This is a genomic window from Pseudomonas sp. BS3767 (assembly GCF_900099665.1).
Classification (GTDB): Bacteria; Pseudomonadota; Gammaproteobacteria; order Pseudomonadales; family Pseudomonadaceae; genus Aquipseudomonas; species Aquipseudomonas cerasi.
In genome coordinates, this window is the sequence record NZ_FNCX01000001.1 from 50,437 (window position 1) to 68,832 (window position 18,396).

The window sequence follows — 18,396 nt, forward strand, 5'->3', positions numbered from 1 at the left end:
CGAAGGTGGGACATGACAGCCAGCAACAATTCCGCTTGGTCTGGAAGACACTGCAAACGTTGAGGGCGGAGGTGCGTAACCTGCAGCTCAGTGAACTGGAGCGTGTTGAGCGTTTAAGGGGTCAGCAGACGGTAGACACCCGCGAAGCTATCCAGCAATCGTTCGTCGGGCTTGAACAGGCAATCGATGATATCGAGGCCACGCTGGCGACCATTGGCGAGGCGACCGGAGAGATCGGCAAGCTTTGATCGTCCCGCAGAGCGCCTGACTCCAGAGCCGTCTGATGGCGGCCCTGGAGTCGTTTGCGCAGAGGAAACTCAGATTTTCGGGCCAGTCCAGCGGGGTGCGTTTCTCAAATCTTCACGCTGCTGTTGATCCGGTGATTTATGCGTCTCGCCGTATTCTACATGCAACTCGCCATCCAGGCGGTTGCTCGATGAACCGTCCTCTTGTGGCGTCTCGTCGAAATGCTTCCATTCGGCACTCTGGAAACGAAACAGGCTGTCGTCTTCCGGTGCTTCGCGCTCCCTGTAGTGATGGATCGAATAGTGGGCGTACTCGACCTTGTCACCCCAGTCAGCCTGCAACAGGCCGTCAGCCGCCAGGTCGCGATACCAGTCATTTCCCTTTTCGGAGGCTTTCTGCTTTTTGTTGTGGTCCACGAAGTAGCCGATGACTCCGCCTACCACCGCAACCACCACCCCGACCAGAAAGAAAGGTCCGGCCAGGGCTGTGGCCGCTGCGCCTCCTGCACCCACCAGTGCGGCGGTGCCCAGCACGCCGGCTGAAGCGCCGAACGCGCCGCCCGCAATTTGCAGACCGCCTGCGGCCTGAGCCAGTTTGTCACCGGATTTGACACCGTCCCTGATGGTAAAAGCTCCCAGCACGATGTCGGCGAAACCGCCGGCCAGGTCTGTCGCCGGGCCGAGAACCTTGACCACCGAACCGGCAATCTTGCTGGCCATCCCCGGCTTCAACTTGGTCTCGCTGTCCAGTCGCTGAGAGATGCCTTGCATTGCGGTGCGTTCGCTTTCAGCGCTACCGGTCAGGTCACCGATAACGGCCATCCGCGTGTCATCAGGGATGTCCAGTGCGTTGCGGATCTCGTCGAGCCGTGCCGCAGAAAGACCGCTGGGGCTGACTTCAACCTTCGGCGGTTTCATGTCCTGCTTGCCCCAGATTTCCGGCACGGTCTTGTCCAGCCCGAGTAAATCAACCAGGCCGCCTTTGCCCATCAGGTCACCCACCTTGTCGGCCAGGCGCACAAAATGGCTGGCGCCACCGGCAAAGCTGAGGAAGTCCTTGGCGATGGCCAGGCGCTGGAGCGGTGTCTCGCCGAGCTTGCCGCCATTCCCGACCATTTGATAAATGGCCGAGAACAAAGACACGCCAGCCGCGACGGAGCCCATGACACCCTTGCTGTTCAGCGTGTTGAAAATCTCGCCCAGCTTGCCGCGATCGGCGACCGGAATATAAGGCTTGGACAGGGCAGTCTTTATGTCGGCCTCACTGACTTTGCCATTTTTCTGATAAGCATCGCCCACTTCCTTCAGCGCCTTGGCGATATCAGCAGGTTTGGCGTTGCCCACGACGCCTTCCTCGATGAATTTCTCGAACGTCGGCTGCAGGAAGCGCGGCATGTCCACCAAAAAGCCCTTGAGTTCTGCCTTGAGCAGGCCGAACAGATCCTTGGTGGCGAGGGCGTTGTTTTCGTCACTGATTTTCGAAGGGTCGGCCACCAGGTCATTGAGGTCGCTGGTCAATCCGTCGGCCTGGATGGACTGCGCTGCCTTGCTGGCGGCTTCGGGATCGACCAGTGCCAGTGAGGACAACGTGTCGCTCAGGTCCTTTTGCGCTTCCTGGCCGAGCCCCTGTTTCTGCAAGTCCTTGAGGTAAAGTACGTAGTCGGGGCTCGCGGTGAGGTCCAGCAGTTTTTGCTTGATCTCGTCCTTGTTGGGCACCTTGTTCACGGCATCGGTCAGCTTGCTCTGGTAGTCCTGCTGCACCGTAGGGTCGGAGAACAGCGTAGTCAGTTGCTCCTGCAGCTTGCCACCGTCAATGATGTCGTGCATGTCCGCCGAGCTCAGCTGAGTCTGCTTGCTGTCGAACTCTCGCCATGTGCCGCCGAATGCACCTTGTGCCTCCTCGTAGCCGGTCAGGCCGCGGCCATTGTCGTAGGCGGCCTGCGCTTCGATGGCCCGGACCAGCTTGGCGCGCGGATCGTCCTTGGGGATATCACCGTTTTTTACGCCTTCGCGGTATTGGTCGAGGAGCTCCTTGGTCGCCAGCTCACCCACATTCAGTTCTTCGGATTTTTCGTCATCCTTGTCAGCCTTCACACCGGTTTTCTGACCCATGAGGTCAACTTCGGACGCACCGGGCAGGTTATGCCGACTGCGGGTTTCACTGATATTGCCGGTGCCCAGCTCATTCCATTTCTGCACCACGTCGTCATACAGCTGGGGGCTGGCGTCCTTGGAGACGATGAACTTGCCGTCGTCGTTCTCGAAGCGGATCAGCCCGGAACCCAGCTCGTCTGGCGAACCGATGGTGATGTCCTGGTTTTTCAGAAAATCGTTGGGGCCTGCCAACGTGTAGCCTTCTTCGCGGCTGCTGTTGATCTTGTCCCAAGCGTCCTTTAGCGTGGTGACCTTGTCGAACAGATCGGGTGTCAGTGCCTGGGTCACGACAATCACTTCGCCGCTCTGATTCTTGTAGCTGATCTGGCTGCCTTCCTGGCCGGGTATCCAGTTGAATTCGGTGATGTCGTTAAGGCCCGGTAAAGACGTGTTGCCGTCGGCGAGGAGTTGTCCTTCATTGACCGCCTTTTCCAGCGCTGCGCGTTTTTCGGGGTCTGAAACGACGCTTTGCAGTCCCGTCAAAAACTTGAACAGGCCGGGATTGTCATCACGGGCGACCACCACTTTTTCGCCGTTGTGTTCATAGCGAATGGTGCCAGGGCCGGCCTCGTTCAGCGGGCCGACGGTGGTGCCGAACACGGGCGGCCAGACTTCATTGTCGCCCGCGCGGCGATAACCTTCCGACTCGCTTTTGCTCAGCCCCGTCAGCGAGTTGTAGGCATCCTTGGCGGCAGCATACAGTTCGGGGTTATCGCGCTCGGACACCACAACTTTGTTGCCATCGCGGTCAACATAGCGCATCACCCCCGGTCCGACCTCGTCGACCGGACCGACTTCTGCGAAATCGCCCAGTTTTGCGGGGATTTTTTCATCCGCGCCGGCCGCCCGATAGCCCTCCTGCTGGCTGCTGTTTATGCCGGAAAGGGATTTGAAGTCCGATGCGACCTGCTTGAACAGTTCCGGGTTGTCCTGTTGCGACACCATGATCTTGCTGCCGTCGGCGGCCTCATAGCGAATCAGGCCCGGCCCCATTTCATCCGGTGCCCCGATGCGCAGGTAGCCACCCAGGTTCGATGGCGCCTCGGCACCCGCCGCAGCCGGCTTGTAGCCCTGCGTCACGCTGGTCTTGAAGCCGGCGAGCCTGGGCTGATCCGCTACCACTTGCTGGTAGAGCGCCGGGCTGGTGGACCGGTAGACCAGTACGTGATCACCTTTATCTGTCACATAGCGAATCGTATCGGCGGCGACAGTGCCCGGCTTTTCTATGGACGCATAATCGCCCAGCGCAGGCGCTTTCTCGGTCGCGCTTGCCGGACGATAGGTGCTGCTGCGGTTGCTCGATTGCAGCACCTGATTGAAGCGGATATTCGCGTTACCGCTGGGGGCAGGGCTGGGGGCGGGTGTCGGGCTGACCGTTGACGTCGACATGGCGGGTAACTCCTGGTGTGGACAGTAGATGCGATTGGCCGTTGAACAAGATGTACTTCAGCCGCTCGCTAAAATCGCCATGTGTTGCGCAGCAGCCTTGACAGTCAGGCAATACACGTTGGCGACCCTGAAGTTTCAAACACATTGCACAGGGCATGGTTAAAACGAGTGCACACTTCTATAGTTTGAACGGGTTCTCGTTTTACGAATGTCCGGTCAGTGAACTTACTGAGCAGACACTAACACTTGGCGGGCGATAAGGAAGATCAATGCCTGCGTTTTCACAACGTTTCACACGCCTGCCGAGTATCAGTTCGTACGCCTGGAGGCCACGCAGCACAGTATCTGTGGCGTGGCTGATACCTGAAAACTTAATCTCTTCAGAAATAAGACAGTAATAAATATCATTTTGATATCATTGTTGGTTAATTGTTTTAACGGGTTGTGAAAACGCAATTTCACAACTTTTCACAGCATCCGATAATTCGCCTTGCGTAGTATTGATCTGGCGGAACAGTGAACGCATTGCTTGCTGGGATCATCAAGTAACAGTCCCGGGTTCACTGTTCGGTGATGGCATATTGCTCTGCCTCTCGGCAGTTGAAACTTCCCCCTCGAAGCAAGGAGAAACAACATGAGTGAGACTGCACCAGTAAGCTCCGGCAATTCGGACGCGGCAATCGAAAAGATGTCCGCTACCTTTGACATGGCGATCGAGAAATCGGCCAAGATCACTGAAATCTCCACTGCCAAGAAGGCAGAGCTGGACGCTACCAAGCAACGTCCTCAGAACTGATGTCGTGGTGTGGGCGGCGGCGCTGCCGCCCACACTCGCTTCTTGCACGATTTGCACCACGTCTTTCGATCGACAGCTTTACCCGGCTCTGACGTGCCGTTTCCGGTAGATCACACGGTGGTGACTCGATCATGACAGCCCTGATTTCATTGAGCGCAACGCCAGACGCTGCCGAACAGGATAATGGCGTGGCATTGCTCGAAATTCTCCACGGCTTGCACCAGGGCGTTGCTCTGGCGCTCGACAAGCCGCTCTATACAATCGGCAGTGCCGCCACGGCCGACCTTGTGCTGGGCGATGCCGGTATCGCTGCGCAGCATGCGCGCCTGCGGTTTTCTGAAGATCTCGTTGCCATTGAAGCGAGGGGCGGCGACGTAACCGCAATGGATGCGCTCGGCAAGAGTCTGCTTATCCCCGAGGGGCATGGGCAGCGACTCGGGTTGCCCGTCGAACTGACGCTTGGACAAAGCCGTCTGCGCTTGCGCAGTACTCGACCTGCAAAAGCCTCGTCCGTTGAGCCGCGTAAACTGCACGCATTCAAGGTGCCGGTGTTGGGCGCGCTGTTGCTGCTGGTGACATGCGCCACTGCATTTGCGTTTCGTGCGCCGCCAGAGGCTGTGTCGCATCGCGGTGCCGTCGGTATGCCTGCAGCGCCTGCCAATGTATCTGCGCCGACGCTGGCGGAAGCCCGGACCTGGCTGGATCAAGCACTGCGCGACGCCAGGCTTGGTCAATTGCGCGTCCACGAGCAGGATGGTCAGCTGAGTGTGGCAGGCAGCTATCCCGCCGATCTTAAAAGCAGTTGGTTAAAGGTTCAGCGCGATTTCGACAGCCGCTTTGGTCAGCGCATCGTCCTGACCCCCAATGTTCAGGTGAGCGCGGCGGTTGCGACACCACGTGTGCGCCTGCAAGCCGTCTGGTTCGGACGCAATCCATATGTCATCGACGAGCATGGCAAGCGCGTCTACCCCGGCGCGATACTGGCGGACGACTGGACGCTGGAAAGTATCGAAGGTGATCAGGTACGTCTGGTGCGTGGTCAGGAACGGTTTGCCTTCACATTATGAAAGTCGACCTGCGACCCATCACCCCGACTTCTCCGGAGTCCTTGCCAGCTGTCGAGCGTGTCGCGCCGACGCAGCCCAGACAAGGCACGCGATTCGAAGCGCTGCTGGATCAACGCGAGCGCAAGGTCCGTCGCTCACTGCGTGGCGAGCTTGAACAGACCGAGCAGGCCGCTGGTGTCGCCGCGCCATTGTTTGGCCCGGCGCGCTCGCTGCAAGTATTGCACTACGTGCTTGATGAAGTGCTGCCCGCGCTGGATGCAGAACCTGAAATCCGCGAGTTGGCTGAAGAGGTGATTCGAGAGGAAATCGAATTGCGTCTCTTGCTTGAACAGCAGCGCGCCGAGGTGCAGCCATGAGTGCAGCCCAGGACCGCGAATGTGTCGAGTTGTTGACCGGGCTCGGTAATCTGTACCGCCGTAGCGGTCAACCGCAGCGGGCACTGGTGATGTTGCTGATTGCCATCCAGCTGGCGCCGACCGACACCGCGCTATTGCACGGTCTGGCTCTGGCATTCACTGACAGTGGAGATGCTGACAGGGCCCTCGCTGCACTGGACCGTCTGGTCGAGCAGCAGGGCGAAAGTCCGTCCCTGCTTTTGTTGCGTAGCCGGGCACTATGGAAGGCCGGTCGCAGGGACGAAGCACGTCAGTGTTTCAGACGTTATCTGGATGCCCGGAGGGCCGCGCAATGACCCTCATGAACCGCCTCAACCGACTGGCCGAAATTGCCTCGAAACGCACCGATGTGATCATCGTAGCGTTCATGCTCATGGCCATCGCAATGATGATCATACCGCTGCCCACCTACCTGGTGGACGCGCTGATTGCTCTGAACATTGCGCTCAGCCTGCTGATTCTGATCGTCGCGTTTTACATCAATCATTCGGTGGAGTTTTCGGCATTGCCACCGCTGATCCTGCTCAGCACCCTGTTTCGTCTTTCGCTGTCGATCACCACGACACGTCTGATCCTGCTGGATGGCAATGCCGGTCATATCGTCAAGGCGTTCGGCGACTTTGTGATCGCAGGTCAGGTCGTGGTCGGGCTGGTGGTGTTTCTGATCATTACCGTGGCGCAATTCGTGGTCATCACCAAAGGCGCCGAGCGGGTCGCCGAAGTCGCTGCACGGTTTACCCTCGATGCAATGCCGGGAAAGCAGATGAGCATCGACAACGATCTGCGCAACGGTGACATCGATCAGGCCGAAGCCAGGCGCCGTCGTTCGCGCCTGGAGCGGGAAAGCCAGATGTTCGGGGCCATGGACGGTGCCATGAAATTCGTCAAGGGCGATGCCATTGCCGGGCTCGTGATCCTGTTCGTCAATCTGCTGGGCGGCATGATGATCGGCATGGTTCAGCGGGGTATGCCATTCGCCGAGGCGGCGCATACTTATTCGCTGCTGACCGTCGGCGATGGTCTGATCGCGCAGATCCCGGCGTTGTTGATTTCGGTGGCTGCAGGCACCGTGGTCACGCGGGTCAACAGCGATGGCGAAGAGCGCGACCTGGGCACCGAAATCGTCAGGCAATTGGGGGCCAGCCATCGGGCGCTGGGGCTGACCGCATTGATTCTGCTTGGCGTCGGGCTGCTGCCCGGCTTTCCCATGCCGGTATTCGTAGTGCTGGCGGCACTGCTTGGCGGCAGCGCATTTTTCCTCTGGCGTCGTCAGCATCGGGCCAGCCTTCCCACTGCACAGCTCGAGCAACCTGAGCAACTGTCGGCGACTGAACCCGAGCCGGTCGTCGTGCAGGAGGATGCCGAGCGTCCCCGCGACACCCAGGTACTGTTGAGTATCGGGGCAGGGTTGGCCGAGGCGGCACCCCTGCAGCCGCTGCGCCAGCGCATCGAAGCCATGTGTCACGACATTCGCACGGATCTGGGAGTCGAGGTGCCGGTGCCGGACGTCTATCTGGATCGCTCAATGGCGGCAGATCGCTTTCAGGTCGAGCTGGAGGGCGTACCAGTCTGCGAAGGTGAATTCAGTGCCACGTCGCTGCTGCTACAGGATGATCCGCTGCATGCACAACTTATCTCCGTGGAGCCCTTCGAAGCCCCTTCGCCGATCAGTTCGCGTCCCGGTCGTTGGGTAGATCGCGAGCATGCCGATCAGTTGCAGGAGGCGGGCATCGGCTTTCTGTTCGCCGACGAAATCTTGCGCGCCACGCTGGAGCGCATCTTGCGTCGCTATGCTGCAGATTTCCTGGGTATTCAGGAAACCCGCGTGATGCTGGAGCAGCTTGAAGGCAAGTACGCAGAACTGGTCAAGGAGGCGTTACGCATCCTGCCGCTGCAACGTATTGCCGAAGTATTGCGGTTGCTGGTTGCCGAAGGTGTGTCAATACGCAACCGCCGTGGATTGCTGGAGGCGATGGTGGAGTGGGGCGGTCGCGAAGCCGATGCCGGGCGTCTGACTGAACATCTGCGCGCAGCGCTGGCGCGTCAGGTCAGCCACCAGTATGCCGATCGCAACCGGGTGATCAGCGCATTTGTGCTGGCCCCTGCCCTCGAAGAAAAATTGCGTACCGCGTTGGGCCGCCAGGACAGAAATCGTGACGCGCTGCCCGATGACATTGGACGGACCGTGCTTGGACAATTGCGGCGCCTGTGCGCTGTGCTGCCCGAAGATGAGTCGACGGTATTGCTGGTACACCCCGAGCTGCGTCGCGGCCTGCGCCGCATCATCCTGCGTGGCGAGCTGCAGTTGCCTGTGCTGTCGTATCGCGAGCTGGCCAGCGAATACAACCTTCAAGCGGTCGGCACTGTCAGCCTGACCGATATCACTGCGCGCCCGGCCCCCAAGGCTGACGCGGCCACCTCTCTGGCGACTGCCTCATGATCCGTTCCGCTTCTGTAATTCGTCTGTTGTTTCTGGCGCTCAGTGCCTTGCTCATCGCTGGCGGTGCGAACGCCGAAACCATCGCCAAAGGCGCCAAGGGCACCGTTGATCTGGCGATTGGCGAAGGCCGGGTTCTGCATTTCTCGGCACCGGTGGACTCGGTCATGGTCGCAGAGCCAGGCATTGCCGACCTGCAGGTGGTATCGCCCGGTGTGATTTACGTGTTCGGCAAAACAGCCGGGCAGACCAGCCTGATCGCGCTGGACAGCGAGGGTCGGGAAACCGCGACCCTGAGCCTCGCCGTGAGCAGCGGCACGGCAGCGGTGAGCCGCCCGCTCAAGGCGCTGCACCCGCAGAGTCAGGCGCGCATCAATGCCAGCGGCAGCCGTGTGATCGCCAGCGGCGCCGTCCAGGATGTCGGTGAAGCGACCGACCTGAATGCCTTGCTCAGCACCGAGGGCCAGAACTTTCAGTCGACGGTCAACAGCGCCACTTACGCAGGCTCGGCACAGGTCAACATCCGTGTACGTTTCGCTGAAGTTTCACGCTCCGAACTGCTGCGCTATGGGGTGAACTGGAATGCGCTGTTCAATAACGGCACCTTTTCGTTTGGCCTGCTGACCGGTGGCAGCCTGGCTGCCGATGCCGCAAGCGGCGCGTCAAACGTCATCAGCGCCGGGCTCACCTCGGGTAACGTCAACATCGATGCGATGCTTGAGGCGTTGCAAAACAATGGCGTGCTTGAGGTGCTGGCAGAGCCGAACATCACGGCGATGACCGGGCAGACGGCGAGCTTTCTGGCGGGGGGTGAAGTGGCTGTACCGGTGCCCGTCAACCGTGAGGTGGTCGGTATCGAATACAAGCCTTACGGCGTCTCGCTATTGTTCAGCCCGACGCTGCTGCCCAACGGCCGTATTGCCCTGCAAGTACGTCCTGAAGTCAGCAGCCTGATGAGCACCACCACGCTGGACGTCAATGGCTACCAGGTGCCTTCGTTCCGTGTGCGACGTGCCGACACCCGCGTGGAAGTCGGCAGCGGCCAGACATTCGCCATTGCCGGGCTGTTCCAGCGCGAGAGCAGTCAGGACATGGACAAGGTACCGATGCTTGGCGACATGCCGATTCTTGGCAGTCTGTTTCGCTCCAAACGCTTTCAGCGCAACGAGACCGAACTGGTGATTCTGATCACCCCTTATCTGGTCGAACCGGTCAAGGAGCGTGTGGCCGCCACCCCGTTGGACAAGCAGCGCGCAGCCAGCACCGCAGCGGCCGGACCGCGCAGTGGCGGCGCGTTCGGCTTTTACATGAACTGACAGGAACCGGCCATGAACCTCATTTCAAGCATGCCACGCCTGCCGATTCTGATGACGCTATGCCTGCTGGCAGGCTGCAAGACTCACCTTGACCCGGTCAGCTATTCGCCGGGTTACACGGCGGTGACCCGCGCCGATGGTCGCGTGGAACTGGTGCCGGATGCCTGCATGCAGCCCGCTGCGCAGGACGACATTGGCGTAGGGGAAGATTTTCAGCCGCTGCTGCCGCCGGGCTGCGCCAGCAATCTGATTCTGTTGCAGATGGTCGAGCAGCGCTCGGACGTGGTGCAGGGCCGTAGCACTGGCTCGGTGATGGCAGCCCCGGTGGGGCGGGCCGCGCAGGTGTACATCGATGGCTATGACCGCGAAGAACTGCGCCGCCGTCAGGCGGAGCAGCAGGCCAACACCGACACTCGGGAGGCGCGATGATTTCAGCGAGCGTCGACCAGACCCAATTCGCGTGCCTGTTCGGCACGGTCGGGTATTGCCTTGATACGTCGAGCCTCGGCGATCAGTTTGCTGCGTTCGGCCTTGGGAATGTCGTCGAAGGTCATGCTTTTGAGGTCTTTCTCTTTACCGGCGAGCACCATCACCAGCAATTGATTGCGCTGGTGGCGGGGTTGCGCCAGCGGCGACTGGCTAACGCGGTCAATGGTTTCCAGGGCCTTTTTATTGTCGTCACCCAGCACATAGGCAAGGGCCAGGTTGCAGCGGGTGTCCAGATCGTTCGGTGCCAGACGAAGGCTGGTATTGAAGGCGTTCTGGGACTTGTCGGCCTCACCGCTGAGAATGTAGGCGATGCCCAGTCGGTTCCACGCCTGCGGCTGCTGCAGGGCAGTCGCGGCCTGATTGAGTACGGTGACGGCGCGTTGCAGCTTGCCCTGACGCAACTGCGCGGTGCCCAGGCCCAACAAGGCGTCAGGGTCATCGGCCTTGAGCTCCAGCGCACGTTGATAGGCGCGCTCCGCGCCGCGCGTGTCGTTGCTGGCAAGCAGTGCGGCACCGAGTTTACGCCACGATTCGACGCCGGCTTCAGGCTGTTGCGTGGCGCGCTGGTAGAACGACGCAGCCGTCGTCGAGTCGCCGCGTTTTTCCAGGTCGGCGGCCAGTTGCATGAAGCGCTCGTAATTGGCATCGGTCTTGGGCTGGGTCGTGCACGCCGTCAGGGTCAGGCAGCCGAGCAACAACAACGTGGAGATGGAACGAGGTGGCATGGACAGGGCTCTTGTGAAAGGGGACGGGGCGAGGCAATTCAGCCGTCGACGGCCTTCGCGGGCGAGCGCCAGTTTATAGCCCCGGCGCTGAATTGCGACCGTTTTTTGAGCATGGTTTTTCGCGTCGCTGCGGGCCAGCGTTCGAGGCAGCGCCGCAACCGGCAGGGAGGGCGCCATGCCGTTGTTCAAGGCTGAGTGGCGCATCGCGCTACGGCTGTTGGTGATTCTGCTGTGCTCACTGCCCGGTGCGTTGAACGCGGCGTCGGAGCGCGAACCCGAGTGGTTCGCCGAGCCTTATGCCTATGTGTTGGTCGACCAGGATATTCGCGGTGCACTCACCGAGTTCGCGCAGAACCTCGACCTGATCGTGGTGTTCTCCGACAAGGTGCGCGGCAACGCCCGCGGTACGGTACGCGGCGAAACGGCTGGAGAGTTTCTTGGCCGCCTGTGCGATGCCAATCAGTTGAGCTGGTACTTCGACGGTAACGTTCTGCACATCGCGGGCGCTGATGAGGTCGGTACGCGGGTTTTCGACCTGCAGGGCACCCGGCTGCAAGAGTTGCAGGACTATCTGGCCCGCTTGCAGGTCTCCGGCCAGCCGATGTCCAGTCGCGTCAGCCCGGATAACGACAGTCTGTTCGTGTCCGGACCGCCAGCTTATCTGGCGCAGATTCAGCAGCATGTGGATCGTCAACCTGTCGCCGAGGCCGCACCCGTGGTGCGCGAACGCGGTGTGCGGGTGTTTCGAGGCGGTGTCGTCACTCAAGTCGCCACCGACCGTCAGTAACCCCAAAAGGAGCACTACCCATGTCCGTCAACTCCGTAGATAGCAATGTCGACGTCAATGTTTCCAGTCAGGAATCACGTTTCAACGCCGCCGTCGAGAACGCCGAACAGGCCTCCAGCGACAGTGAGTTCAACGACGCGCTGATCACTCAGGCCGTCACCATCGGTGGGCAGTTCATCATCATGCCGCGAGCTCAGGAAATGCTGAACGAAGCCCAGTCCGATGACGACTCCGAATAGGGTACGACCATGTCTGTGAATCTAGCTGCGTCACCGGCGGCGGCTGCCTTGCCGTCGCCGGGAGGAGGCGCGGGGCCGCAGGCTTCGCAGAACCTCTTCGAACACATGGCCGAGACGTCCAAAGGGATGCCGCAGGGCGCCAGCCCGCATCAGATCGGCACCAACCTGATGGAGCGGCTGGACGGCTTTATCGACCGCTCTCGGCAGTTCTCCCAGCGTGCCGACGCCTTGACCCAGGGCAGCGCGCCGCAGGCGGCCAGTCAGCCGCCAACAACTGCCGCGAGCGCTGCTCAGACGACCGGCAAAGTCGGTGGGCCGCAGGTCGATCAGATCGTGCAGTCGTTGGGGCGGATGTTCGACTACTCCATCGAAACCCAGATGGTGGTGCGCGGGGCGACCCAGATATCCGGCTCCGCCAACACCCTTCTCAAAGGTCAATGAATCATGTCCAAACGCTGCCGTGTCCTGCGCCTGCTGATCGTGGCCACGCTTGCCAGCCTGTTGCAGGCCTGCGACATCGATCTCTACACCAACCTTGGCGAGCGAGAAGCCAATGCCATGCTGGCTGTGTTGCTGCGCGACGGCATACCGGCGTCGCGCAAGGTGCAGGACAACGGCCAGCTCAAGGTCATGGTCGACGAAAAGCGCTTCGCCGAGGCCATGGCAGCACTGGACGATGCAGGCTTGCCGGGGCAGAGCTTCTCCAACATGGGCGAGGTGTTCAAGGGCAATGGCCTGGTGTCCTCGCCAGTACAGGAGCGCGCCCAGATGGTCTATGCGCTCAGTGAAGAGTTGTCACACACGGTTTCGCAGATCGACGGCATTCTGTCCGCGCGGGTGCATGTGGTGCTGCCGGACAATGACCTGCTCAAGCGGGTGATTTCACCGTCCTCGGCCTCGGTGCTGGTGCGCTACGACCCGCGCACCGACATCAACGTGCTGATACCGCAGATCAAGACCCTGGTCGCCAATGGAATTTCCGGGCTGGGCTACGACGGTGTGTCGGTGACGGCCATCAAGGCAGCGCTCCCCGACAAGGCCGGCGCGCAGCCGCAACTGGCGAGCTTTTTCGGGCTGTGGATGCTGGAGGATGATGTTCCGGCGGCGCGCTGGCTGTTCGGCAGCCTGTTGCTGATTGCGCTGGTGCTTGCCGGATTGCTGAGTCGTCAGTTCTGGCAACGTCGCCGGGTCGAGGGCACCTATGTCTTGAGCGATGCACCATGAATGCTGCGCTGACCGAGCAGTGGCAGGCACTCGTCGAGCGGCCTTTGACGTTTGTCCGCGAACGCTGGCTGGCCGAATGCCTGCAACGCGATGTCGATCCTGCCACGCTGGCTTCACTGCGCGATTCGTCGCGCTTTGCTACACGCTTCGAGCAGCTGTTGAATGCGCATTTCAAGCTGCAACCACTGCCGCAACTGGAACAGCCAGCGCAGAGTGACCTGGCTGTTCTGTTGTTGACCGACGAAGATTTTGCACGTTTGCCGCGCTTGTGTGGCGCGGTCTGGCATGCCGCCACGCTGAGTCGGGAAATTCGTGGTGACGTGGTCAGCGAGTACCGTCAATTGCTGGGTGACGATGCTTTTTCACTGGCACTCGCTCAGCGCCAACTGGCCGGGGCCGCCAACCTGCTGCGCACACCGGTCGAACTCGTCCAGGCCATCGATCGCGATGGTGCGCGCTGCGTGGCCGCCTGGCTCGAGGCCCAACCCATCGAACTGCAAGCCTGGCTGCGCCTGCGTCTGGACATTGCGCAAAATCAGCCTCAGCCAGGCGATGAACGACAGGTGGCCGTGGTGCGAACCGTTGCCCGCCTGCTGACCGGGAGCGACGACCATGAGTGATCTGCCGACCCGACCCGCTTCACGGATCGTGCGCGCTGCCGAAGCGGCCCGCTGGATCGACGGCTACGCGTTCGTCGAGGCCGCTCATCAGGAGGCGCGGTCGGTTCGCGAAAACAGTGCGCAATGGCTGGAGCAGGCCCGCGCTGAAGGTTTCGAGCGCGCCCGTCAGGACGGCGCCGAGCAGGTCGCGGCGTTGCTGGCAAAGACCAGCGCCGAGGTCGAGCGTTACCTGGCGGGGCTGGAAAGCTCGCTGGCTGAACTGGCGCTGGGGATTGCCCGCCAGGTGCTGGGCGAACTGGATGACCACGAACGCCTGCTGCGCTGCACCGCAGAGGCACTGTCGGCGTTTCGTCAGGATCAGGCGCTGACGCTGTATGTGCCGCGTGCCGACGTCGAAGCGTTGCGTCGACGGCTGGCCCACGAGGCGCCGCCGGCACTGAAGTCGCTGAGTGTCGTCGGTGACGATCAGCTGGCAGCCGGTCAAGCGCGGCTGGGTAGCCCGGCGGGCTCCGTTGAACTCGGGCTGGACGCGCAACTGGACAACCTGCGACGTGCGCTGTTGCCGTTGGCAGAAGGGGATGCTTCTTGAATGAGGCCCTGATCAGGCTGCTGCCCGGTCTTCAGCGGCGCTTGCAGCTCGCCCAGCCCAGACCGATGCGCGGCACCTTGCGCAGCATTCGCGGCGTGTTGTTGCGCGCCAGTGTGGCCGGGGTACGGATTGGCGAGCTGTGCATGTTGCGCGACCCTGGAAACGGACGAGAGCTGTCGGCCGAAGTGATCGGGTTCGATGAGGATGACGCGATTCTGTCGCCGATCGGCTCCATGGAAGGGTTGTCGACCCGTACCCAGATCATCGCTACCGGCCAGGCGCTGGGCGTGCAGGTCGGCGACGCCTTGCTGGGCCGGGTCATCAGCCCGATGGGCGAGTTTCTCGACGGTCCTGCACCGGTGGTTGCCAGCGGTTTGCAGCGTTACCCCTTGCATGCCGAGCCGCCCGCGCCGTTCAGTCGTCAGCGCATCGTCAAGCCACTTTCGCTTGGGGTACGTGCCATCGACAGCCTGTTGACCCTGGCGCAGGGACAACGCATGGGTATTTTTGGCGAGCCAGGGGTGGGCAAGTCCTCACTGCTGGCCAGTATCGTGCGTAACAGCAATGTCGATGTGATTGTCATCGGCCTGATCGGCGAGCGCGGGCGTGAAGTGCGTGAACTGTTGGAGGGGCAGCTGGATGCCACGGCGCGGGCGCGCACGGTTGCCGTGGTTGCCACCTCGGATCGGCCTGCCGCCGAGCGGGTCAGGGCGGCCTACGTGGCGACCACCCAGGCTGAATATCATCGTGACCAGGGCCGCAGCGTGCTGCTGCTGATGGACAGCCTGACCCGATTTGCCCGTGCTCAGCGTGAGCTCGGTCTGGCGGTGGGTGAGCCGCCGACCCGGCGCGGTTATCCGCCGTCGTTTTTCTCGGCGTTGCCGCGTCTGCTCGAGCGCGCCGGCCCTGGACCATCAGGCAGCATTACGGCGCTGTATACCGTGCTGACCGAAGGTGATGCGAGCATGGACCCGGTGGCTGAGGAAACCCGTTCCATTCTCGACGGCCACATCGTGCTGAGCGCCGATCTGGCACAGCGTGATCATTTTCCGGCAATCGACGTACTGCGCAGTCGAAGCCGCCTGATGGACCACATCGCGACAACAGAACACCGGCAACTGGCATCGCGGATGCGCGAGCTCATTGCCCGGCGCCAGGAGATCGAGCTGTTGATTCAGGTGGGTGAATACGCGGCCGGCAGCGACCCGCTGGCCGATGAGGCGATTGCCCGGCACGCAGACATTGAGGCCTTTCTGCGTCAGCCCGCCACCGAGCATGACAGTCTGGAACTGACCTTGATGCAGATGCGCAAGGTGCTGGCATGAATTCGAACGTTGATTGCTCACCCCTTGTACATCTCGCTGTGATGACTGATCGCATGCATGTTCTCTTTCGATGCCGAACGGCATTTGCCATGGGAAAGATTTATGAAAACGGCTGACTTGTACAGCTTGCAGGCCCTGCGCGTGCTGCGTGAGCAGCGCGCCACAGCGCGTCTTGCTGCACAACGTGAACGCTGCCGTGAGGCCAACAGCGAGCTCGATCAGGCCCGTGAAGCCTTGCGTCTGCACCGGGAAAAGCTCGTTCGGGAAGCCGAGCAGGCATATGGCCGGTTCAGTGAGGGGCTTTCGGTCAGCGCCTGGCGAGCGACCCAGGAGCGCTTGCAGCAATTGGATGACGAACGTGTGGCGTTGCAGGCCGATGCTGATGCCGTGGCCCTGACACTTGAGACCGAAGAGCAGGCCCGCGAGCGCCTCAGGCACGTTCACAGGGAGCAGCAACAGAAAACCAAAGCCTGGCAAAGCCTGGTGGAGCAGCGCGTGCGAAGTGATGCACGTCTGGCCGAACAGCGTGACGAAGCCGATCAGCCAGCAGCGCCTGGCAGTGCCGCTGCAACTGCTGTGACATCTGCCCAGATATCAGGAACCGAGCCATGACGATGTATGCCGGCCAGATTGCTGCCGATCCGTCGTGCCGCGAGGTGCTCAAGGCGCGATTGGCGCAGTTCGACAGTGAGGCACTGGACCTGCACAACCGGCTGCACCGCGCCCTGAAGCCTTGGCCGGTGCTGCTGGGCGGGCAAGCGGTGCAGGTGCTTTGGGCCAGCGCGAGTGGCGAGTGCCGGCAGCCGGTGCGTGTGGCCATCGCGCTCGGCGGGCATCGGATCGAACTGAATATCCCGCTGCGGCTGCTTGAGCTCTCGGGGTTGGGCTGGCAGCCCGGTGCAGCAATCGAAACCGACGCTGACGCATTGCTGCTGGAACAGGCCTGGTTGAGCTTGATCGAGCCGCTGGAAGGGCTGTTGGGCGAACCGCTGCGCGTAGTGCCATGCACGCCCGACCAACCGCATAAGGGCCTGCAGGTCGCCGTCGAGGTGCGCGCCGGCGATCAGCCGGTTCAGGCGTTGAAAATCCATTTCGACGCCGCCAGCGCCCAGCGGGTGAGCGCGCTGCTTGAGCAGCACTGCGCGGTCACGCGTGACCCGCTGCAAGGCTTGCGTCTGGCGTTGAGCATCGAAGCCGGGCAGGCGCCATTGACTCACGCCGAACTGCGCAGCCTGTTACCGGGCGATGTAGTGATGCTCGACACCCTGGCCGATGCGCAGGTGCTGCTGCGGCTGGGGCGTCACTGCCAGACCGTCGTCAGACGCCAGGGCGACACGCTGGTCTGGCAAGGCGCGTTGCGTCCCGGCAGCCCTGCATTTTCTCCGTATCCCTTTGACAGGAATGACCCGATGAGTGAAATGAGCACCGATGCCGATCTGGATGCCTCGCTGGACGATTTGCCGCTGACCCTGATCTGCCAGTTGGGCAGCATGGAGCTGACCCTTGCGCAGCTGCGCGAAATGGCCCCTGGCAGCGTTCTGCCCTTTACCAGCCAGGCGCATGACGAAGTGGACCTGATGGTCAACGGTCGCCGTATCGGTCGTGGTGAACTGGTGACCATCGGCGACGGTCTGGGCGTGCGCCTGCTTGGCTTCAGCGGCTCATGAACGGTTACCAGCCGAATTTGATCGAGATCATTCTGGTCGTTGCCACCATCGGACTGATTCCCCTGGCCGTGGTGACCCTGACCGGTTTCATGAAAATATCTGTGGTGCTGTTCCTGATCCGCAACGCACTGGGCGTACAGCAGACACCACCGAACCTGGTGCTTTACGGCATCGCGCTGATCCTGTCGGTCTACGTCACCACGCCGCTGATCGGCGACATGTATCGGCAGGTGCAGGGCCGCGATCTGAGTCTGCAGAACGTTCAGCAGCTCGAGGAGTTGGGCAGCGCCTTGCGGCCGACCTTGCAGGCACATCTGTCGAAGTTCGCCAACGAAAGCGAGCGCGGGTTTTTCGTGCAGGCGACCGAAACCATCTGGTCACCCGAGGCACGTGCCGACCTGCGCGATGATGATCTGGTGGTGCTGATCCCGGCATTCGTCAGCTCCGAACTGACTCGGGCCTTTGAAATCGGCTTTTTACTGTACATCCCGTTTCTGGTCGTTGATCTGCTGGTGTCCAACGTCTTGATGGCCATGGGTATGTCGATGGTTTCGCCCACGTTGATTTCAATTCCGCTGAAGATATTCCTGTTCGTGGCCCTCAGTGGCTGGTCACGCCTGATGCACGGGCTGATTTTAAGCTACGGGGGCTGAAGTCATGGGCCAGGACGTATTTCTGTCGCTGATGAATCAGGCGCTGATGACTGTGCTGCTGCTGTCCGCACCTGCGCTGATCGTGGCGATTGTGGTGGGGTTGGGCGTGGGACTGCTGCAGGCGCTGACCCAGATTCAGGACCAGACCTTGCCGCAAGTGGTCAAACTGGTAGGCGTGCTGCTGGTCATCGTATTCGTCGGGCCGTTGCTGGCAGGGCAGGTGGCCGAGCTGGGTAATCAGGTGCTGGACAATTTTCCGCTGTGGACGCGTTGAACAGC

21 protein-coding genes are annotated in these 18,396 nt (G+C 61.3%); 19 read left to right on the forward strand and 2 right to left on the reverse strand.

Features of this window, described 5'->3' with window-relative positions:
* Positions 1-5: 5 nt before the first annotated feature.
* Positions 6-248, forward strand: coding sequence for a hypothetical protein (locus BLR16_RS00220; protein WP_042930737.1), 243 nt, complete (start codon positions 6-8; stop codon positions 246-248).
* Between the two features lie 69 nt (positions 249-317).
* Here the strand turns inward: BLR16_RS00220 and BLR16_RS00225 are convergent, their stop codons facing one another.
* Entirely contained in the window at positions 318-3,788 is a 3,471-nt protein-coding gene (locus BLR16_RS00225) for a hypothetical protein (protein ID WP_092194035.1), read from the reverse strand.
* Positions 3,789-4,422: 634 nt separating this feature from the next.
* Between BLR16_RS00225 and BLR16_RS28485 the strand changes: the two genes are divergently transcribed.
* From BLR16_RS28485 to BLR16_RS00255, 7 genes are all read left to right on the forward strand, one after another.
* Positions 4,423-4,584, forward strand: a complete 162-nt coding sequence (locus tag BLR16_RS28485) for a hypothetical protein (RefSeq protein WP_003369172.1) — start codon at positions 4,423-4,425, stop codon at positions 4,582-4,584.
* A gap of 131 nt (positions 4,585-4,715) precedes the next feature.
* Positions 4,716-5,651 (forward strand): SctD/MshK family protein, encoded by a 936-nt coding sequence (locus tag BLR16_RS00230; protein ID WP_074807508.1) that lies wholly within the window; start codon positions 4,716-4,718, stop codon positions 5,649-5,651.
* A complete protein-coding gene (locus BLR16_RS00235; RefSeq protein ID WP_003434228.1) occupies positions 5,648-6,007 on the forward strand; it encodes a hypothetical protein in 360 nt (119 codons plus the stop codon). Before BLR16_RS00230 ends, BLR16_RS00235 begins: the two co-directional genes overlap by 4 nt.
* Entirely contained in the window at positions 6,004-6,342 is a 339-nt protein-coding gene (locus tag BLR16_RS00240) for a type III secretion apparatus assembly chaperone SctY (protein WP_003369180.1), read from the forward strand. Before BLR16_RS00235 ends, BLR16_RS00240 begins: the two co-directional genes overlap by 4 nt.
* A complete protein-coding gene (sctV, locus tag BLR16_RS00245; RefSeq protein WP_054081510.1) occupies positions 6,339-8,486 on the forward strand; it encodes a type III secretion system export apparatus subunit SctV in 2,148 nt (715 codons plus the stop codon). Before BLR16_RS00240 ends, sctV begins: the two co-directional genes overlap by 4 nt.
* Positions 8,483-9,799 carry a type II and III secretion system protein family protein gene (locus BLR16_RS00250; RefSeq protein ID WP_003369185.1) on the forward strand — a complete coding sequence of 439 codons (1,317 nt, stop codon included), beginning with the start codon at positions 8,483-8,485 and terminating at the stop codon, positions 9,797-9,799. Before sctV ends, BLR16_RS00250 begins: the two co-directional genes overlap by 4 nt.
* Positions 9,800-9,811: 12 nt before the next feature.
* Positions 9,812-10,228, forward strand: a complete 417-nt coding sequence (locus BLR16_RS00255) for a hypothetical protein (protein ID WP_003434224.1) — start codon at positions 9,812-9,814, stop codon at positions 10,226-10,228.
* A gap of 2 nt (positions 10,229-10,230) precedes the next feature.
* Here BLR16_RS00255 and BLR16_RS00260 read toward each other — a convergent pair whose 3' ends face one another.
* Positions 10,231-11,013, reverse strand: coding sequence for a tetratricopeptide repeat protein (locus BLR16_RS00260; protein WP_032609632.1), 783 nt, complete (start codon positions 11,011-11,013; stop codon positions 10,231-10,233).
* Positions 11,014-11,188: 175 nt separating this feature from the next.
* On the opposite strand from BLR16_RS00260, the gene BLR16_RS00265 reads away from it, so the two are divergent.
* The 11 genes from BLR16_RS00265 to BLR16_RS00315 all read left to right on the forward strand — a co-directional run bounded on the left by BLR16_RS00265 (position 11,189) and on the right by BLR16_RS00315 (position 18,391).
* Complete coding sequence (locus BLR16_RS00265) at positions 11,189-11,800, forward strand: hypothetical protein (RefSeq protein WP_003369189.1); 612 nt, start codon at positions 11,189-11,191, stop codon at positions 11,798-11,800.
* A 20-nt stretch (positions 11,801-11,820) separates the two neighbouring features.
* Positions 11,821-12,039 (forward strand): hypothetical protein, encoded by a 219-nt coding sequence (locus BLR16_RS00270; protein WP_003369190.1) that lies wholly within the window; start codon positions 11,821-11,823, stop codon positions 12,037-12,039.
* Between the two features lie 9 nt (positions 12,040-12,048).
* A complete protein-coding gene (locus BLR16_RS00275) occupies positions 12,049-12,480 on the forward strand; it encodes a hypothetical protein (protein ID WP_032609606.1) in 432 nt (143 codons plus the stop codon).
* 3 nt (positions 12,481-12,483) lie between these two features.
* Positions 12,484-13,263: a type III secretion system inner membrane ring lipoprotein SctJ gene (gene sctJ, locus BLR16_RS00280; RefSeq protein ID WP_003434222.1), complete on the forward strand. Its 780-nt coding sequence runs from the start codon at positions 12,484-12,486 to the stop codon at positions 13,261-13,263.
* Positions 13,260-13,883: a hypothetical protein gene (locus tag BLR16_RS00285; RefSeq protein WP_003369197.1), complete on the forward strand. Its 624-nt coding sequence runs from the start codon at positions 13,260-13,262 to the stop codon at positions 13,881-13,883. The genes sctJ and BLR16_RS00285 overlap by 4 nt, the downstream gene beginning before the upstream one ends.
* A complete protein-coding gene (locus BLR16_RS00290; RefSeq protein WP_003369199.1) occupies positions 13,876-14,472 on the forward strand; it encodes a FliH/SctL family protein in 597 nt (198 codons plus the stop codon). The genes BLR16_RS00285 and BLR16_RS00290 overlap by 8 nt, the downstream gene beginning before the upstream one ends.
* Positions 14,469-15,797: a FliI/YscN family ATPase gene (locus BLR16_RS00295; RefSeq protein ID WP_044309599.1), complete on the forward strand. Its 1,329-nt coding sequence runs from the start codon at positions 14,469-14,471 to the stop codon at positions 15,795-15,797. Before BLR16_RS00290 ends, BLR16_RS00295 begins: the two co-directional genes overlap by 4 nt.
* 102 nt (positions 15,798-15,899) lie before the next feature.
* Positions 15,900-16,409 carry a hypothetical protein gene (locus BLR16_RS00300; RefSeq protein ID WP_074807512.1) on the forward strand — a complete coding sequence of 170 codons (510 nt, stop codon included), beginning with the start codon at positions 15,900-15,902 and terminating at the stop codon, positions 16,407-16,409.
* Complete coding sequence (gene sctQ / locus BLR16_RS00305; protein WP_074807515.1) at positions 16,406-17,464, forward strand: type III secretion system cytoplasmic ring protein SctQ; 1,059 nt, start codon at positions 16,406-16,408, stop codon at positions 17,462-17,464. Before BLR16_RS00300 ends, sctQ begins: the two co-directional genes overlap by 4 nt.
* Positions 17,461-18,117, forward strand: a complete 657-nt coding sequence (gene sctR / locus BLR16_RS00310; RefSeq protein WP_092194037.1) for a type III secretion system export apparatus subunit SctR — start codon at positions 17,461-17,463, stop codon at positions 18,115-18,117. The genes sctQ and sctR overlap by 4 nt, the downstream gene beginning before the upstream one ends.
* A gap of 4 nt (positions 18,118-18,121) precedes the next feature.
* Positions 18,122-18,391: an EscS/YscS/HrcS family type III secretion system export apparatus protein gene (locus BLR16_RS00315; protein ID WP_003369212.1), complete on the forward strand. Its 270-nt coding sequence runs from the start codon at positions 18,122-18,124 to the stop codon at positions 18,389-18,391.
* Positions 18,392-18,396: the final 5 nt, after the last annotated feature.

Bases quoted from the DNA above. Each gene is read 5' to 3' on its own strand.
- BLR16_RS00275 (WP_032609606.1), top strand. From the start codon at position 12,049: ATGTCTGTGAATCTAGCTGCGTCACCGGCGGCGGCTGCCTTGCCGTCG.
- BLR16_RS00260 (WP_032609632.1), bottom strand. From the start codon at position 11,013: ATGCCACCTCGTTCCATCTCCACGTTGTTGTTGCTCGGCTGCCTGACC.
- BLR16_RS00315 (WP_003369212.1), top strand. From the start codon at position 18,122: ATGGGCCAGGACGTATTTCTGTCGCTGATGAATCAGGCGCTGATGACT.
- BLR16_RS00225 (WP_092194035.1), bottom strand. From the start codon at position 3,788: ATGTCGACGTCAACGGTCAGCCCGACACCCGCCCCCAGCCCTGCCCCC.
- sctJ (WP_003434222.1), top strand. From the start codon at position 12,484: ATGTCCAAACGCTGCCGTGTCCTGCGCCTGCTGATCGTGGCCACGCTT.
- BLR16_RS00235 (WP_003434228.1), top strand. From the start codon at position 5,648: ATGAAAGTCGACCTGCGACCCATCACCCCGACTTCTCCGGAGTCCTTG.
- sctQ (WP_074807515.1), top strand. From the start codon at position 16,406: ATGACGATGTATGCCGGCCAGATTGCTGCCGATCCGTCGTGCCGCGAG.
- BLR16_RS00240 (WP_003369180.1), top strand. From the start codon at position 6,004: ATGAGTGCAGCCCAGGACCGCGAATGTGTCGAGTTGTTGACCGGGCTC.
- BLR16_RS00285 (WP_003369197.1), top strand. From the start codon at position 13,260: ATGAATGCTGCGCTGACCGAGCAGTGGCAGGCACTCGTCGAGCGGCCT.
- BLR16_RS00270 (WP_003369190.1), top strand. From the start codon at position 11,821: ATGTCCGTCAACTCCGTAGATAGCAATGTCGACGTCAATGTTTCCAGT.
- BLR16_RS00250 (WP_003369185.1), top strand. From the start codon at position 8,483: ATGATCCGTTCCGCTTCTGTAATTCGTCTGTTGTTTCTGGCGCTCAGT.
- sctR (WP_092194037.1), top strand. From the start codon at position 17,461: ATGAACGGTTACCAGCCGAATTTGATCGAGATCATTCTGGTCGTTGCC.
- BLR16_RS00300 (WP_074807512.1), top strand. From the start codon at position 15,900: ATGAAAACGGCTGACTTGTACAGCTTGCAGGCCCTGCGCGTGCTGCGT.
- BLR16_RS00230 (WP_074807508.1), top strand. From the start codon at position 4,716: ATGACAGCCCTGATTTCATTGAGCGCAACGCCAGACGCTGCCGAACAG.
- BLR16_RS00265 (WP_003369189.1), top strand. From the start codon at position 11,189: ATGCCGTTGTTCAAGGCTGAGTGGCGCATCGCGCTACGGCTGTTGGTG.
- BLR16_RS28485 (WP_003369172.1), top strand. From the start codon at position 4,423: ATGAGTGAGACTGCACCAGTAAGCTCCGGCAATTCGGACGCGGCAATC.
- sctV (WP_054081510.1), top strand. From the start codon at position 6,339: ATGACCCTCATGAACCGCCTCAACCGACTGGCCGAAATTGCCTCGAAA.
- BLR16_RS00255 (WP_003434224.1), top strand. From the start codon at position 9,812: ATGAACCTCATTTCAAGCATGCCACGCCTGCCGATTCTGATGACGCTA.
- BLR16_RS00290 (WP_003369199.1), top strand. From the start codon at position 13,876: ATGAGTGATCTGCCGACCCGACCCGCTTCACGGATCGTGCGCGCTGCC.